Genomic DNA, 15,647 nt, shown 5'->3' with positions numbered 1-15,647 from the left:
CACCCCCGGGCTCTGGCGGCAAAATCGCCGCTTCGCGGTGCCCTCAGCTTATCCCTTACGGCTTTCGGGTCGGGCGCGAGGTAACATCCCTGTAAAGCCGCGCCCTCAGCCCACATCCCTGTGGGCTGCCCCGGCCTTCAGGGAACGCTTCGGCGATTTAGACGCCACCAACACCAGTGCGGTCTTTTAATTAACAGCAAAAACCAGAGCCACTGAAACCGATGAGTCCCCGCTGGAAATCGGCGAACCGGAGAATGGAAGACAAGGTCAGGACGCCATGGATGGCGGACTGAGGCGAACCGAGACAGGATGTCGAGTTTCGCCGTGCCGCAGGCTGGAGTTCGTAGGTGAGCGTAGTGCGAAGCACCGATTTCCCTGCGGGCCGCGGGGATTGCCAAGGGGGACGCGGTTGTCCCCCTTGGCCCGTTCACCGGTGAAAAGACGTTATGTTCTGCCTGACGTAAAGTGAACGGAACCTTTCACCTGACTAATATATATTCGGTCCTGTCCCACTAATTTTTGTATAAGAGGCAATCCTTAAAAGAGAAAGAGCCCATCGTGGCAACCGCGGCTATCGCGGTTCCAGACAGTTATCTTCTTTCCAGCCGTACAGCCACTCAATCCCCCGGTAAAACTCGTCCTGGGTTTTCCCTTTCCACAGCAGGTTTCGCACCTGACGCTCAACGCCCGCCGCATGATACAGGCGGCCCATTTCGCGGGTGGACCAGACGATACGCGCGGTACGCGGTATGCGCACAGATTCATACAGCGCAAACGCGCGGGCGGCATCGCCGTCGCACTGGGTCAGCGCTTTGCCCAGCGTCACCGCATCTTCCAGCGCCATACAGGCGCCCTGCGCCATATACTGCGCAACCGGGTGTGCGGCATCGCCCACCAGCGTAATGCGATCGTTACCCCACTTCTCTACCGGCTCGCGGTCGGCGGTAGACCAGCGTCGCCAGGAGGTCGGTTTATCAAGCATCTGACGCGGACGCGGGTGAATGCCTTTGAAGTACGACATCACTTCTTCTTTACTGCCGTCGCGCACGCCCCACTCTTCCGTCTCGCGGCTGTGGAAGGTTACGACCAGGTTGTACTGTTTACCGCCGCGCAGCGGATAGTGCACCAGGTGGCAGTGCGGGCCAGCCCACAGCACCGGCGCGTTGATGCGCAGGTCTTCCGGCATATCGTCGCGTTCCACCACCGCACGGTACACCACGTGACCGGTGACGCGCGGCGTATCGCCGAGCAGACTCTGACGCACCACGGATTTCACACCGTCGCAGCCAATCAGAATATCCGCCGTCCAGCTGTTGCCCTTATCATCAAATACGGTGACGTCATCCGCCGTCTGACGAATATCCACCACATGGGTGGAGGTGCGATATTTCACCCCTGGATGCTGGAGTGCCGCTTCCCAGACCGTGGCATGGATATCCACACGGTGAATGACCGCATACGGGCCGCCGAAATGATCGCGGAACGCCTGTCCCGTCTCGATATGGATCACCTCTTCACCGTTAACCGCATCCATCATCGTGATGTGATCGGTAAAGACCGCACGCTGACGGGCGACGTCGCCCACGCCCAGGCTGTCGAGCGCGGAAAACGCGTTCGGCCCCAGCTGGATCCCGGCGCCGATTTCGCCGATCTCATGCGCCTGTTCCAGCAGCATCACCTGGATGCCCTGACGGGCCAGCGACAGCGCGGTGGCCGCACCGCCAATACCGCCGCCGACAATAATTGCACGCGTGACTTTTGCCATGATAATTCTCCTTTTCTGACTACGCCGGGATCTTGTCCTGCTGGTTTTCCGGGGCGGCGGCGATAAATGCCGGCAGCGCCGTACAGGCGTCATAAACGGCTTTACAGCGCGGGAATCCGCTCAGATCGCAGCCCATGCGTTCGGCGTTAGCCCACTGCGGCACCAGGCAGCAGTCGGCGAGCGTCGGCGCATCGCCAAAACAAAACGCCCCGGATTGGCTTCGGCGCAGCAGTTGTTCAACCGCGCTCAACCCCTGCTGGATCCAGTGGGCATACCAGCGTTTTTTCTCTTCTTCACTGACCTTCAGCTCATCGCTGAGGTAGCGCAATACGCGCATGTTGTTGATGGGGTGGATGTCGCAACAGATGGCGTACACCACTTCCAGCACGCGCATGCGCTGCGGATCGTTCGCCGGTAGCAGCGGAGTCTGCGGGAAATGTCTGTCCAGCCAGTCAATAATCGCCAGCGACTGGCCCAGCGATTCACCGTTATCGGTGATAAGCGCGGGCACCAGACCCACCGGGTTCAGGCGGCGGTACTCCAGCGCGTTCTGCTGGCCGATACGGATGTTGACGCCTACCGTCTGGTGATCAATGCCCTTCAGCGCCATCGCAATCCGTACGCGGTAAGAGGCCGAACTATTAAAAAAACTGTACAGCTTCATCGCTCACCTCAAACAATTTTCACCGCGATCGGCGTTAACCCTTCGACGTTACCGGTGATGGTTTCGCCCTTCACCACCGCGCCCACGCCTTCCGGCGTGCCGGTGAAGATCAGGTCGCCCGGCTGCAGTTCGAAGAAGCCGGAGAGGTAGCTGATGGTCTCTTTCACATCCCAGATCAGATGTTCAATATCGCTGCGCTGGCGATCCTGGCCATCGACCTGCAGCCAGATTGGCGCTTTTTCAAGCGACGGCGCGTCGGCGACTTTATGCAGCGGAGCAATCGGCGCAGAGAGGTCAAACGCCTTGCCGATTTCCCACGGACGGCCCATCTGGCGCATCTCCATCTGACGGTCGCGGCGAGTCATATCCAGTCCGGTGGCGTAGCCCCAGATATACTCTTCGGCCTTTTCCAGCGGGATATCGCTACCTTTTTTACCAATAGCGACCACCAGCTCAATTTCATAGTGATAGTTGTCGGTCTGCGCCGGGTAGGCCAGGTTCAGGGTTTCGCCCGCGGCAACGGGGACCACGGCATCGGCCGGTTTGCAGAAGAAGAACGGCGGTTCGCGATCCGGATCAAAGCCCATTTCACGGGCGTGAGCGGCATAGTTACGGCCCACGCAGTAAACGCGGCGTACCGGAAACTGCTCGTCGCTGCCAACAACCGGAATCGCGACCGGAGCCTGGGGTTCAAATACGTATTTGCTCATTTTTCTTCTCCTGATTAATAGCGCGCTTCGCGGAACAGACCCAGGGCTTCCTGGACTGGCCTATCCGAGAAACTGAATAGCACGGTCTCTTCTGGCGTGTTAAAGGACACGCTGTGCCAGGTCGGCACGACAAAAATATCTTTCGCTTTAAAGCTGAAGGTCTGCTCACCGATGGTCACTTCGCCGCTGCCTTCTACCACGTGGTAGATGGTGCTATCGGTGGTGCGCGCCTGACGCGACCGGAAGCCTTTCGGCAGCAGTTGCAGGAAAGCGCCCATCGACGGCATCGGGTAGCCGCCGGTAACGGGGTTGACGTAGCGCATCTTGTAGCCATCCCACTCGTCGGCCTCGCCCAGACGCATCAGGTCATGCAGCGCCTCGCGGCTGCGGTCATAGCGGTAGTTGAAAATCGGTGATGAGTTGCCTACCTGGTGGCGCAGCGGCAGCATGTTGGCGGCGTAGCGCGGCAGATAATCACCCTCTTTACGCGTCACCGGCTGCTGTTCCTCCGGGTAATCTTCGGCAAAGCCGCAGCCGAGATAGTTCACCAGCGGCAGGTCAAGACCGTCGAGCCAGATAACCGGTTCGTCGCCCGGGTTGCCGTGGTCGTGCCAGCGCCACTGTGGGGTAAGGATAAAGTCGCCGGGGCTCATCTGGGTGCGCTCGCCGTCGACGGCGGTAAACGCACCGCGGCCTTCCACCACAAAGCGCAGCGCCGACTGGTTATGGCGATGGCTTGGCGCCACTTCGCCCGGCATGATCAGCTGCAGGCCCGCATACAGCGACGAGGTAATCGATGACTGGCCGCGCAGGCCGGGGTTCTCCAGCACCAGCACGCGGCGCACCGCCTCTTTCGCGCCAATCAGCGTGCCGCTTTCCATCAGCAGCGGGCGAATTTCCTGATAGTTCCAGTAGGCCGGTGCGCAGTTGGCGTTCGGCGTTTTGGGCACCAGGTGATGCAACGATTCCCACAGCGGCGTCAGGTTTTGCCCGGAAATGTGCTGGTAGAACTGTTGGCGATCGTGTTTTACATCCGCGGTCATTATTATTCTCCTTAACTTTTCACCGCGCCCATGACGGGCTGCGATTCGGGTACTCGGGATGACTGGCGTACGACCAGCGTCAGCAATGTCAGCATGACGGCGCTAACGGCGGCCGGAACGGCAATCACAAAGAACAGGGTGTCGAATGAGAAATTCATCGCCATCATCATACCGCCGGAGACCGAACCGACGATGGCGCCACAGCGGCCAATGGCGTTAGACCAGCTCACGCCGGTAGCGCGGCTTTGCGTGGGGTAAAGCGTCGCGGTCAGCGCGTTAAGCCCTACCTGCGAACCGCTAATGCCGATGCCGGTGCCGAAAATCGCCAGCGCCATCAGCCACAGGCCGTTTTCACTCAGGCCGATCATCACGATGCATACCGCGCCCAGCGCATAGCTGACGGCCAGCACCCAGAACGGATTGAATTTATCCATCAGTACCCCCAGCAACAGCGCGCCCAGCGTACCGCCGACCTGGAACGCGGCCGTCACCCAGGAGGCGTGTTGCAAATCGATACCGTGGTGGTTCAACAGCGTCGGCATCCAGCTCGAAAGCAGGTAGATGATCAGTAGACTCATAAAGAACACCACCCACAGCATCAGCGTGATGGTGAGCTGACGCCCGGCGAACAGCTGGCTGATGCTGCCCTTTTGCGTAGCGGCGGGTTCATCCAGCCAGAACTCGGTGTTTTCGTAGCGCTCGCCGGTCATCGCGCTGATCGTCCGGCTGATTTGTGCCTGCGGACGCTGACGGCGAACCAGCCAGTGCGGGGACTCAGGCAGCGCAACCAGCAGGCCGAAGAACAGCGCCAGCGGCAGCACGCCGCCCAGCACCAGAATACCGTGCCAGCCAATCACCGCCACCAGCTGCGCGCTGACGATGCCGCCGAGCGCCGAACCGAGGGTGAAGCCGCAGAACATCAGGGTCACCAGCGCACCGCGACGGCGGGACGGCAGATACTCTGAGGTCATGGTAATGGTGTTAGGCATCGCGCCGCCGAGGCCGAGGCCGGTTAAGAAGCGCAGAACAATTAACATTTCCAGATTGGGCGAAAACGCTGACAACAGGCTGAAGAGGCCGAACAGCGCGACGCACCATTCAATCACCCGTTTACGACCGAGTTTGTCGGAAAGCGGCCCACACAGCAGCGCGCCCGCGGTTAAGCCCAGCAAACCGGCGCCAAACAGCGGGGCAAGATCGGCGGCGCTCAGTTGCCAGTGCTCACGAATGGCCGGGGCGATAAAGCCGATGGCGGCGGTATCAAACCCGTCCATCATCACCACCAGGAAACAGCAGATAATGACGCGCCACTGCATCGCGCCGATAGGGGCGGCGTCGATTAGCGCCTGAAGTTCACGTCGTTGCGTCATAGGGAGGGCCTCGGTAAATGCAGGTTATCCATTTCGCCGTTCGCGCGTCTGGCCCGAACGGCACAGGGTAAGATGTTTCTTTTTTTGCTTTTATGTTGCCATTTTGTGATAAGAGAAATGAGTTGTACAATGGCATTTCATGCTCAAACATAACCTGGAGGTTATACCTGATGGCGGACTGGACGCAGAAACTGAAGCTTCATCATTTGCACATTCTGGTGGCGCTCGGCGAGCAGGGAAATCTCACCCAGGTGGCGAAGAAAATGCACATCACTCAGCCCGCGCTGTCGAAGTGGCTGACCCAGTTTGAAGAGGAGTTAGGCCTGACGCTGTTTGAGCGACACAGTAAAGGTCTACGTCCATCGGAGGGCGGCAAACTGCTGCTCCAGCATGCCCAGCGGCTGATAAACGATATCGAACGTTCACAGTTCGAGATGGAACGCTTTAAGCAAGGCGGGCTGGTTGGCAGCCTGAAAATTGGCTGCTCGCCGGTGGCCACCGACTGCGTTTCCCAGGCGATTTTCCCGCTGTTGGCCGAAATGCCGACGCTGCATCTGAATATTGAAGAAAAGGTGATGACGCCGCTGCTGCACGATTTACAGTCGGGGGTGGTCGATGTGGTGGTCGGGCGTATCGGCGGCCGGGCGCTGGAGCTGCCGCTGAACTATGAAGTGCTGTATACCGAACCGGTCTGTTTTGTCGCGCGTACCGACCATCCGCTGGCGCGCCTTGCCAGCCTGACGTGGAACGATCTGGCCTCGTGGCGCTGGATCGTCTGGCCGAACGGCACGCCGATCCGTCAGAGTATTGATAACGCGCTGGTGGAAAACGGCGTAATGCTGCCGGAGAACACCATCGAATCGGCATCGATGAACGTCAGCGTCAACCTGCTGCAAAGCAGCGATATGATCTCTATTCTTTCTTTACGCCTTGCCGAGCGCTACCAGCGCCAGGGGCAGCTGTCGATTCTGGCGCTGCCGCGCATTGAGCAGAAAGGCAGCGTTGGCGTATTCTGGCGTAAGAAGGATCTCCCGTCGCTGGCGCTGAGCCGTTTTCTCCACTATTTATCACACCCGGTACACATTGAAAGCTAACCTGTGGTCAGATGGCTAATGTTCCGCTTATCTATATCAGGTATGCTCAGATTTCATGATGTGATCGGTAGCACATTTCAGGGTTTAATTGTATGATGAATGCATTCCACCAAAGGTGAATCCCATGCTCAAATCACTGAATATTATCTGGCAATACCTGCGTGCATTCGTGCTGATTTACGCCTGCCTTTATGCCGGAATTTTTGTTTCGTCGCTGCTGCCCATCACCATCCCCGGCAGCATTATCGGCATGCTTATCCTCTTCGTCCTGCTGGCGCTGCAAATTCTGCCCGCCAAATGGGTCAACCCCGGCTGCTACGTGCTTATTCGCTATATGGCGCTGCTGTTTGTGCCGATTGGCGTTGGCGTGATGCAGTACTTCACGCTCTTGAGCGCGCAGTTTGGTCCGGTGGTGGTCTCCTGTACCGTCAGTACGCTGGTGGTGCTGGTGGTCGTGAGCTGGAGCTCACACCTGGTACACGGTGAACGTAACGTCGTTGGGCAAGAAGAGGCGAAAAAATAATGCTTCATTATATTTGGTGGTCGCTGCCGCTGACCCTGGTTGTCTTTTTTGCCGCCCGTAAGCTGGGCGCGCGTTTCAAAATGCCGCTGCTCAACCCGCTGCTGGTTTCTATGGTGGTGATTATTCCGTTCCTGATGCTGACCGGCATCCCGTACGACCACTATTTCAAAGGCAGCGAAGTACTGAACGACCTTCTGCAACCGGCGGTGGTGGCCCTCGCCTACCCGCTGTACGAACAGCTGCACCAGATTCGTGCCCGCTGGAAATCCATTATCACTATCTGCTTTATCGGCAGCGCGGTGGCGATGATTACCGGCACCACCGTGGCGTTAATGATGGGCGCATCGCCGCAAATCGCCGCCTCTATTCTGCCGAAATCGGTCACCACCCCGATTGCGATGGCAGTCAGCGGCAGCATCGGCGGTATTCCCGCCATCAGCGCAGTGTGCGTGATTTATGTCGGTATTCTCGGCGCGGTGTTTGGCCACACGCTGTTGAACCTGATGCGTATCACCACTAAAGCTTCGCGCGGCCTGTCGATGGGCACCGCATCGCACGCCCTCGGCACCGCTCGCTGCGCGGAGCTGGACTACCAGGAAGGGGCGTTTAGTTCACTGGCCCTGGTCATCTGCGGGATTATTACCTCGCTGATCGCACCGTTCCTGTTCCCGATTATTCTGGCCGCGGTGGGATAAAACGAGACAAATCACACATTTTCCAATGAGATTACATACGTTGCACTAACAATGAGATATTGATCACTAATTGTGGCATGCGAGCCCCGTACACTACGATCCCATTACATTGTTATGAGGCACAACGCCATGCATCCACGTTTTCAATCTGCTTTTACGCAACTGGCGGCAGACCTGCAGACCGCTATCGCTCCGCTGTTAGCCGATCCGCACTTCCCTGCTCTGTTAAGCGCCGGGCAGGTCTCATCGCTGCAGCAGGCGACGGGGTTGGACGAAGACGCGCTCGCTTTCGCGCTCCTGCCACTGGCCGCAGCCTGCGCCCGCGCAGACCTCTCTCACTTTAACGTTGGCGCCATTGCCCGCGGTGTCAGCGGCACCTGGTACTTCGGCGGCAACATGGAGTTTCTCGGCGCGACGATGCAACAAACGGTTCATGCCGAGCAAAGCGCCATCAGCCACGCCTGGCTACGCGGTGAAAAAGCGCTGCAGGCGATTACCGTTAACTACACGCCGTGCGGCCACTGCCGTCAGTTTATGAACGAGCTGAACAGCGGGCTGGCGCTGCGTATCAATCTGCCGGGCCGTCAGCCACACACGTTACAGGATTACCTGCCGGATGCTTTTGGCCCGAAAGATCTGGAGATCAAAACCCTGCTGATGGACGCGGAGGATCACGGCCATCCGCTTGATGGCGATGCGCTTTCACAGGCTGCGATTCGGGCCGCGAATCAGAGCCATACCCCGTACAGCCAATCGCCATCGGGCGTGGCGCTGGAACTGCGTGATGGTACTATTTTCAGCGGCAGCTATGCTGAAAACGCCGCGTTTAACCCCACGCTGCCACCGCTGCAGGGCGCGCTGAACCTGCTGAGCCTGAACGGTTATGATTACCCGGATATTCAACGGGCCATTCTTGCTGAACGCGCCGATGCCCCGCTGATTCAGTGGGATGCCACCGCCGCGACGCTGAAAGCGCTCGGCTGCCATAATATCGATCGCGTCCTGTTGGCATAACCCGTAGGCCTGATAAGCGTAGCGCCATCGGGCTGACTGGAGCAGATTGCCGGACGGCGGCTTTGCCTTATCCGGCCTACAAACGGCAATCCGCCTCCGTTGTCTAATTTCCCCGCAATTAAACGATGGTTTCTTGCGCTTGCCCGGCGGGTAAAGTAGCCTGATGTCTCCCTCGTCCACGGTTGAGCCAAGTTCATGTTAAAGCGTGTGTTATACAGCCTGTTAGTCCTGTGCGGCCTGCTGCTGTTGACCGTGCTGGGTCTTGACCGCTGGATGAGCTGGAAAACGGCGCCTTATATCTACGACGAGCTACAGGATCTTCCCTATCGCCAGGTGGGTGTCGTGCTTGGCACCGCGAAGTACTACCGTACCGGCGTCATCAACCAGTATTACCGTTACCGCATCCAGGGGGCGCTGAACGCCTACAACAGCGGCAAGGTCAACTATCTGCTGCTGAGCGGCGACAACGCGCTGCAAAGCTATAACGAGCCGATGACCATGCGCCGCGATCTGATCAAAGCCGGCGTGGCGCCGGAAGATATCGTGCTGGATTACGCGGGCTTCCGTACGCTCGATTCCATCGTCCGCACGCGTAAAGTGTTCGACACCAACGATTTCATTATCATTACCCAGCGCTTCCACTGTGAGCGCGCGCTGTTTATCGCCCTGCATATGGGCATTCAGGCGCAGTGCTACGCCGTACCGTCTCCGAAAGATATGTGGAGCGTTCGCCTGCGCGAATTCGGTGCCCGCTTCGGGGCGCTGGCCGATCTTTATCTGTTCAAGCGCGAGCCGCGCTTCTTAGGCCCGTTGATTCCGATTCCTGCCCAGCAAGAAGTGCCGGAAGGCGCCCAGGGATATCCCGCCGTCACGCCAGATCAATTGCTGGAGCTACAGAAAAAGAAGGCCAACTGAGTCTTTTCTGGAAACCCGTGTTCCTGTCATTACATTAGTTAATGAATTTCTATTACTAATGGTTCCTATTTGCATCTTATCTATTCCTGCGATCCACGCTAAACCACAATGATTATCAGGTTATTTGTGAATGCTTTCACAGAACCCTCCCCCTCATCCGCTTAGCCTGCCTGAAGTTGTTTCACTTTTTTTGCCTTAATTAAACTAATCATTAAGGAAGCAATTATGTCGCAACACGAATACCAGGATGAGCTGATTCCTGCCTTTACGCCGCTATTGGCGATCAAAGAAGCCTCCCGCTGCCTGCTGTGCCACGATGCACCGTGCAGCCAGTCTTGCCCCGCGGAAACCGACCCTGGCAAGTTTATTCGCTCGGTATATTTCCGTAACTTTAAAGGTGCTGCCGAAACCATTCGAGAAAATAATGCGTTGGGCGCGGTTTGTGCACGCGTCTGCCCTACGGAAAAACTTTGCCAGCAGGGCTGTTCCCGCTCGGGCATAGATACGCCGATTGATATCGGCCGCCTGCAGCGTTTTGTCACCGACTTCGAGCAGCAAACGGCGATGCAGATTTACCAGCCGGGCCGCAAGGACAAAGGGAAAGTCGCGATCGTGGGCGCTGGCCCCGCGGGGCTACAGGCTAGCGTCACGCTCACCCATCTGGGCTATGACGTCACCCTTTTTGAAAAAGAGGCCCAACCGGGCGGCTGGTTGCGTCACGGTATTCCAGAGTTTCGCCTGCCGCAAAAGGTGCTGGATACTGAAATTGCCCGCATCATCGACATGGGCGTCACCGTGCGCTGCGGCTGCGAAGTCGGTAAAAACCCGACGCTTGCTGAACTGAAAGCCGACTACCGCGCAGTGCTGCTGACCGTCGGAATGTCCAAAGGCTCAACGCTGCCCCTGTTTAACGAGGCAATTCCGGTCGAAATCGCCGTCGATTTCCTCCAGCGCGCCCGAATGTCAGGCGGCAACATCACCGTACCGGAAAGCGCCCTGATTATCGGCGGCGGCGACGTGGCGATGGACGTTGCCAGTACGCTGAAAATTCTCGGTTGTCCGTCCGTCACCTGCGTGGCCCGCGAAGAGCTGGCCGAATTTCCGGCAAGCGATAAAGAGTTCACGACCACCCAGGCGCTGGGCGTATCGATTATCGATGGCTTTACCCCCATCAGCGTCACGGGCAACAAGGTGACGTTCCAGCACGTTCGCCTGCCCGGCGAGCTGACGCTAACGGCAGAGCGCATTTACCTCGCCGTCGGTCAACGCGCCGAACTGGATGCCTTTGCGGACATTCAGGTCCAGCGCAACATCGTGGAAACGCACAACTACCAGACCAGTGACCCTGCGCTGTTCGCCGCGGGCGATATTGTCAAAGGAGACAAAACCGTGGTCTACGCCGTGAAGACCGGGAAAGAAGCCGCTCAGGCCATTCATCACTATTTAGAGGAGGCATGAACATGTTAACCAAAGATCTGTCGGTCACCTTCTGCGGCGTCAAATTCCCTAACCCGTTCTGCCTCTCATCTTCACCGGTGGGCAACTGCTACGACATGTGTGCCAAAGCCTATGACAGCGGCTGGGGCGGTATCGTGTTTAAAACCATTGGCTTCTTCATCGCCAACGAAGTCTCGCCGCGCTTCGATCATCTGACCAAAGAAGATACCGGGTTTATCGGCTTTAAAAACATGGAGCAAATTGCCGAGCATCCGCTGGCAGAAAACCTGGCGGCGATCCGCCAGCTTAAGCTGGATTACCCCGACAAAGTGCTGATCGCCTCGATCATGGGCGAAAATGAGCAACAGTGGCAGGATCTGGCGAAGCTCGTCGAGGAAGCCGGCGCTGACATGATTGAGTGCAACTTCTCCTGCCCGCAGATGACCTCTCACGCCATGGGCAGCGATGTCGGGCAAAGCCCCGAACTGGTCGAGAAATACTGCCGGGCGGTGAAGCGCGGTTCGTCTCTGCCGATGCTGGCCAAAATGACGCCGAATATCGGTGATATGTGCGAAGTGGCGCTGGCGGCCAAACGCGGCGGGGCTGATGGTATAGCGACCATCAACACCGTGAAATCCATTACCAATATTGACCTTAACCGTAAAATCGGCATGCCGGTGGTCAACGGCAAATCCAGCGTATCAGGGTATTCCGGTAAAGCCGTGAAGCCCATTGCGCTGCGCTTCATTCAGCAATTGCGCACTCATCCCGACCTGAAGGACTTCCCTATCAGCGGGATTGGCGGGATTGAAACATGGGAAGACGCCGCCGAGTTTTTACTGCTGGGCGCGGCGACGCTACAGGTGACAACGGGCATCATGCAGTACGGTTATCGTATTGTCGAAGATATGATAAGCGGCCTGTCCCACTACCTTAACGATCAGGGCTTTGATTCGCTTGATGAGATGATTGGCCTCGCGAATCACAACATCGTACCGGCTGAAGACCTCGACCGTAGCTATATCGTCTATCCGCATATTAATCAGGAAAAATGCGTCGGCTGCGGCCGCTGCTACATCTCCTGCTATGACGGCGGACATCAGGCGATGGAGTGGAATGAGGAGACCCGCGCGCCGCACTGCAATACTGAAAAATGCGTCGGCTGCCTGCTCTGCGGTCACGTCTGCCCGGTGGCCTGTATTAGCCTTGGGGAGATTACCTTCAAACCGGGCGAAAAAGCGCACGCTGTGGTGCTTTAACGTCCTTCAACACACCGGCTCGCTCTGCGGGCCGGATGGATAAAGCTATGAGCACACTTGTCGCCATCGCGCTAACGACCGGTATTTTATCCGGTATCTGGAGTTGGGTGGCCGTGACCTGGGGGTTGCTTAGCTGGGTGGGTTTTCTGGGCTGTACCGCGTATTTTGCCTGTCCACAGGGCGGGCTAAAAGGGCTGGGTATTTCGTTTTGTACGCTGGTCAGCGGCGTATTCTGGGCAGAAGTCATTATCCACGGCAGCGCGCTATCGCCAGCGCTGACGATTGTCAGCTATCTGCTGACAGGGGTTGTGGCCTTCGCTATGTGTCTTCAGGCCAAGAATGGCTGGCTTTCTTTTGTTCCCGGTACCTTTATCGGCGCCTGTTCAACCTTCGCCTGCAACGGCAGCTGGCGAGTCGTGCTGCCTGCACTGCTGGTGGGGCTGGTTTTTGGCTATGCGATGAAAAACAGCGGATTGTATATTGCGGCCCGTAGCAAGTAGCGATGCCAGGCAGCACAGTAAAAAGCCCGGCATGTTGCCGGGCTTCTTTTACCGATCTTACAGCTCTTATTTCTTACGCGCGTATTTCAGGGAATCCAGCGCAACCGCGAAGATAATAATCGCGCCCTTGATGATGTATTGCCAGTACGGGTTCACGCCGATATAAGTCAGACCGTAGTTGATAACCGTAAAGATGATCACACCGGTCACCACGCCGAGCACCGTACCCACACCGCCGCTGAATGAAACCCCACCCACGACGCAGGCCGCGATGGCATCCAGTTCGTACATGAAGCCGAGGTTGTTAGTTGCAGAGCCGATACGACCGGCTTCCAGCATTCCGCCGAAGGCATAGAACACGCCGGACAGCGCATAAATCACCAGCAGGTTCAGCGCCACGTTAACGCCAGAAACTTTCGCCGCTTCCGGGTTGCCGCCGATGGCGAAGATATTTTTACCAAAGCGGGTCTTGTTCCACAGGATCCAGACAAACCCTACGGCAATCAACGCGTAGAAAGTAATGTATGAAAGGCGGAAGCTACCGAGTGCGATAAACCCTTGCGTGAAGGTCGAGAAACCGCTGTCAAAGCCGGAAATCGGCGACGCGCCCACGAAGTCGTAGTACAGGGAGTTGATACCGTAAACGATGATCATCGTACCCAGCGTGGTGATGAACGGCGTTACGTTCAGGTAAGCAATGATAATCCCGTTAATCAGGCCGATCACCGCGCCAATCGCGCAGACAATCAGGATGACCACAAAAATGGGCATGGTGGCCAGTTCCGGGAACACCTTGTTGGCGTTCTCCATCGACTGTAGCAGCGTTGCCGCAATCACCGCCGCGAGGCCAACCTGACGACCCGCCGACAGGTCGGTGCCCTGGGTCACAATCAGCCCGGCAACGCCGAGGGCAATAATAATACGTACGGAAGACTGAGTCAGGATGTTGCTAAGGTTCAACAAACTTAAGAAAGTCGGGTCCTGGATAATAATAATGGCCAGCAGAACCAAAAGAACAACGTAAATACCGCCATCTTTCAGATAAGTGAGAAAGCTTTTTTTATTTAACGCACTCATGTCGAGCCCCTGAAATTAAAGGTGCAATGACGCAAGACGGAGAATTTCGTTTTGCGTTGCGGTTTTCGTTTCTACAATTCCGGCAACCAGGCCATTACTCATGACAAGGATACGGTCAGTAATACCCAGCAGCTCTGGCATTTCTGAAGAAATAATAATGATCCCTTTATCTTTCTTCGCCAGTTCAGCGATTAATTGATAAATTTCAAATTTCGCACCCACGTCGATACCACGAGTCGGCTCGTCCAGCATCAGAATTTCAGGCTGCGTTAACAGCCAGCGTCCAATAATGACCTTCTGCTGGTTACCGCCGGATAACGAACCAATTTGCGTGTGATGCCCAGGGGTTTTTACGCGCATCGAGTCGATAACCCATTGGGTATCGCTCTTCATGCGAGAATTATCCAGCAGGCCCACTTTGTTTTTATAGCTCTTGATATTCGAAATTAAGGAGTTAAACCCAATATCAAGGTAGGCATAAATACCGGTTGAGCGGCGTTCTTCGGTAACGAGCGCGAAGCCGTTATTAATGGCTTCATTGGCGGTATGGTTGTTGATTTTCTTACCGTGCAGGGTAATGGTCCCGCTCGACTTTTCACGCACGCCGAACAGCGTTTCAACGATATCGGTACGCTTGGCCCCCACCAGCCCGGCGATCCCGAGGATTTCCCCTTTACGCAGCTGGAACGAGACGTCGCGAATCGATGGCTGGCGCAACGAAGTCAGATGCTGAACATCAAGGATCACTTCGCCCGGTACGTTCTGCCTGTCCGGGAAACGCTGGTTCAGCGAACGTCCCACCATCATGGCGATGATCTTGTCCATATCCAGCCCTTCCAGCGGCTGGGTAGCAATCCACTGCCCGTCGCGCAGAACGGTGATTTCATCGCACAGCTGGAAGATTTCTTCCATCTTGTGCGAGATGTAAACGATGCCGCAGCCGCGCTCTTTCAGCTTACGGATAATGGTGAACAGATGGTTCACCTCTTTCTCCGTCAGCGATGAGGTCGGTTCATCCATAATCACGATTTTCGCGTTATAGGAGAAGGCTTTCGCGATTTCAATCATCTGCATCTGCGAAACAGATAACGTGCCCACGCGCGCACGCGGGTCGATATCAATATCCAGCTCATCAAAGATGGCTTTGGTATCGCGATACATTTTGTCCTGATCGACAAACATGCCTTTGGTGGGATAACGCCCCAGCCACATGTTGTCCATCACGGAGCGTTGTAATACCAGGTTCAGTTCCTGGTGGACCATCGAAATACCGTTTTCCAGCGCCTCTTTAGCGGAATGAAAATCGATTTCCTTACCCTGGAAGAGAATGCTGCCGGAATCTTTTTGATAGATTCCAAATAGGCATTTTAATAACGTTGATTTGCCCGCACCGTTCTCACCCATTAATGCATGGATAGAATGTGGACGAACTCTCAGGTTAACATTATCGAGTGCTTTTACGCCGGGAAAAGACTTGTTGATCTGGCTCATTTCCAACAAGAATTCACCTGACGGCTCTCTATTATTGTTGTCCATATATATACCTGGCCGCGATAATTCTGAGTCAGTATTTATGGGGCG

15 protein-coding genes are annotated in these 15,647 nt (G+C 56.5%); 8 read left to right on the top strand and 7 right to left on the bottom strand.

All coding sequences use genetic code 11. The annotated features are described in order from the left end of the window. Positions 1-571: 571 nt before the first annotated feature. Genes ABTW00_RS08075 through mhbT form a run of 5 tightly spaced genes read right to left on the bottom strand, consistent with a single transcriptional unit; the run spans position 572 to position 5,552 of the window. On the bottom strand, positions 572-1,765 hold the full coding sequence (locus ABTW00_RS08075) for a 3-hydroxybenzoate 6-monooxygenase (RefSeq protein ID WP_163447619.1): 1,194 nt from the start codon (positions 1,763-1,765) through the stop codon (positions 572-574). A 19-nt stretch (positions 1,766-1,784) separates the two neighbouring features. Then, positions 1,785-2,429, bottom strand: a complete 645-nt coding sequence (gene maiA / locus ABTW00_RS08070; RefSeq protein ID WP_064544143.1) for a maleylacetoacetate isomerase — start codon at positions 2,427-2,429, stop codon at positions 1,785-1,787. A gap of 8 nt (positions 2,430-2,437) precedes the next feature. After that, entirely contained in the window at positions 2,438-3,139 is a 702-nt protein-coding gene (locus ABTW00_RS08065; protein ID WP_271446846.1) for a fumarylacetoacetate hydrolase family protein, read from the bottom strand. Between the two features lie 14 nt (positions 3,140-3,153). Then, positions 3,154-4,182: a gentisate 1,2-dioxygenase gene (gene gtdA, locus ABTW00_RS08060; RefSeq protein WP_433640066.1), complete on the bottom strand. Its 1,029-nt coding sequence runs from the start codon at positions 4,180-4,182 to the stop codon at positions 3,154-3,156. Between the two features lie 11 nt (positions 4,183-4,193). Beyond that, entirely contained in the window at positions 4,194-5,552 is a 1,359-nt protein-coding gene (mhbT, locus tag ABTW00_RS08055) for a 3-hydroxybenzoate transporter MhbT (protein ID WP_433640064.1), read from the bottom strand. A gap of 170 nt (positions 5,553-5,722) precedes the next feature. On the opposite strand from mhbT, the gene ABTW00_RS08050 reads away from it, so the two are divergent. From ABTW00_RS08050 to ABTW00_RS08015, 8 genes are all read left to right on the top strand, one after another. Continuing rightward, the gene (locus ABTW00_RS08050) at positions 5,723-6,646 is read left to right on the top strand and encodes a LysR substrate-binding domain-containing protein (protein ID WP_064544135.1); all 924 of its coding nucleotides are present in this window, start codon (positions 5,723-5,725) and stop codon (positions 6,644-6,646) included. 124 nt (positions 6,647-6,770) lie between these two features. Further along, positions 6,771-7,169, top strand: coding sequence for a CidA/LrgA family protein (locus ABTW00_RS08045; protein ID WP_064544133.1), 399 nt, complete (start codon positions 6,771-6,773; stop codon positions 7,167-7,169). Then, positions 7,169-7,864: a CidB/LrgB family autolysis modulator gene (locus ABTW00_RS08040; protein ID WP_065357691.1), complete on the top strand. Its 696-nt coding sequence runs from the start codon at positions 7,169-7,171 to the stop codon at positions 7,862-7,864. Before ABTW00_RS08045 ends, ABTW00_RS08040 begins: the two co-directional genes overlap by 1 nt. A gap of 129 nt (positions 7,865-7,993) precedes the next feature. After that, entirely contained in the window at positions 7,994-8,878 is an 885-nt protein-coding gene (gene cdd / locus ABTW00_RS08035) for a cytidine deaminase (protein WP_433640061.1), read from the top strand. Between the two features lie 195 nt (positions 8,879-9,073). Then, positions 9,074-9,793, top strand: a complete 720-nt coding sequence (gene sanA / locus ABTW00_RS08030) for an outer membrane permeability protein SanA (protein WP_064544128.1) — start codon at positions 9,074-9,076, stop codon at positions 9,791-9,793. 225 nt (positions 9,794-10,018) lie between these two features. Beyond that, a complete protein-coding gene (locus ABTW00_RS08025; protein ID WP_433640058.1) occupies positions 10,019-11,251 on the top strand; it encodes an NAD(P)-dependent oxidoreductase in 1,233 nt (410 codons plus the stop codon). A 2-nt stretch (positions 11,252-11,253) separates the two neighbouring features. Next, positions 11,254-12,489 carry an NAD-dependent dihydropyrimidine dehydrogenase subunit PreA gene (preA, locus tag ABTW00_RS08020; protein WP_433640056.1) on the top strand — a complete coding sequence of 412 codons (1,236 nt, stop codon included), beginning with the start codon at positions 11,254-11,256 and terminating at the stop codon, positions 12,487-12,489. A 47-nt stretch (positions 12,490-12,536) separates the two neighbouring features. Then, positions 12,537-12,989: a DUF1097 domain-containing protein gene (locus ABTW00_RS08015; protein WP_065357694.1), complete on the top strand. Its 453-nt coding sequence runs from the start codon at positions 12,537-12,539 to the stop codon at positions 12,987-12,989. 66 nt (positions 12,990-13,055) lie between these two features. Here ABTW00_RS08015 and mglC read toward each other — a convergent pair whose 3' ends face one another. Both mglC and mglA read right to left on the bottom strand, forming a co-directional pair. Continuing rightward, the gene (mglC, locus tag ABTW00_RS08010; protein ID WP_433640053.1) at positions 13,056-14,066 is read right to left on the bottom strand and encodes a galactose/methyl galactoside ABC transporter permease MglC; all 1,011 of its coding nucleotides are present in this window, start codon (positions 14,064-14,066) and stop codon (positions 13,056-13,058) included. Between the two features lie 15 nt (positions 14,067-14,081). Continuing rightward, positions 14,082-15,602: a galactose/methyl galactoside ABC transporter ATP-binding protein MglA gene (gene mglA, locus ABTW00_RS08005; RefSeq protein ID WP_064544118.1), complete on the bottom strand. Its 1,521-nt coding sequence runs from the start codon at positions 15,600-15,602 to the stop codon at positions 14,082-14,084. Between the last annotated feature and the right edge of the window lie 45 nt (positions 15,603-15,647).

Origin of the sequence: Kluyvera georgiana (assembly GCF_050990895.1) — a bacterium.
GTDB classification, from domain to species: Bacteria; Pseudomonadota; Gammaproteobacteria; order Enterobacterales; family Enterobacteriaceae; genus Kluyvera; species Kluyvera georgiana.
This window is presented reverse-complemented; position numbering and strand designations above follow the sequence as displayed.

Coding starts and splice junctions, on each gene's coding strand:
- ABTW00_RS08075 (WP_163447619.1), bottom strand. CDS start 1,765: ATGGCAAAAGTCACGCGTGCAATTATTGTCGGCGGCGGTATTGGCGGT.
- maiA (WP_064544143.1), bottom strand. CDS start 2,429: ATGAAGCTGTACAGTTTTTTTAATAGTTCGGCCTCTTACCGCGTACGG.
- ABTW00_RS08065 (WP_271446846.1), bottom strand. CDS start 3,139: ATGAGCAAATACGTATTTGAACCCCAGGCTCCGGTCGCGATTCCGGTT.
- gtdA (WP_433640066.1), bottom strand. CDS start 4,182: ATGACCGCGGATGTAAAACACGATCGCCAACAGTTCTACCAGCACATT.
- mhbT (WP_433640064.1), bottom strand. CDS start 5,552: ATGACGCAACGACGTGAACTTCAGGCGCTAATCGACGCCGCCCCTATC.
- ABTW00_RS08050 (WP_064544135.1), top strand. CDS start 5,723: ATGGCGGACTGGACGCAGAAACTGAAGCTTCATCATTTGCACATTCTG.
- ABTW00_RS08045 (WP_064544133.1), top strand. CDS start 6,771: ATGCTCAAATCACTGAATATTATCTGGCAATACCTGCGTGCATTCGTG.
- ABTW00_RS08040 (WP_065357691.1), top strand. CDS start 7,169: ATGCTTCATTATATTTGGTGGTCGCTGCCGCTGACCCTGGTTGTCTTT.
- cdd (WP_433640061.1), top strand. CDS start 7,994: ATGCATCCACGTTTTCAATCTGCTTTTACGCAACTGGCGGCAGACCTG.
- sanA (WP_064544128.1), top strand. CDS start 9,074: ATGTTAAAGCGTGTGTTATACAGCCTGTTAGTCCTGTGCGGCCTGCTG.
- ABTW00_RS08025 (WP_433640058.1), top strand. CDS start 10,019: ATGTCGCAACACGAATACCAGGATGAGCTGATTCCTGCCTTTACGCCG.
- preA (WP_433640056.1), top strand. CDS start 11,254: ATGTTAACCAAAGATCTGTCGGTCACCTTCTGCGGCGTCAAATTCCCT.
- ABTW00_RS08015 (WP_065357694.1), top strand. CDS start 12,537: ATGAGCACACTTGTCGCCATCGCGCTAACGACCGGTATTTTATCCGGT.
- mglC (WP_433640053.1), bottom strand. CDS start 14,066: ATGAGTGCGTTAAATAAAAAAAGCTTTCTCACTTATCTGAAAGATGGC.
- mglA (WP_064544118.1), bottom strand. CDS start 15,602: ATGGACAACAATAATAGAGAGCCGTCAGGTGAATTCTTGTTGGAAATG.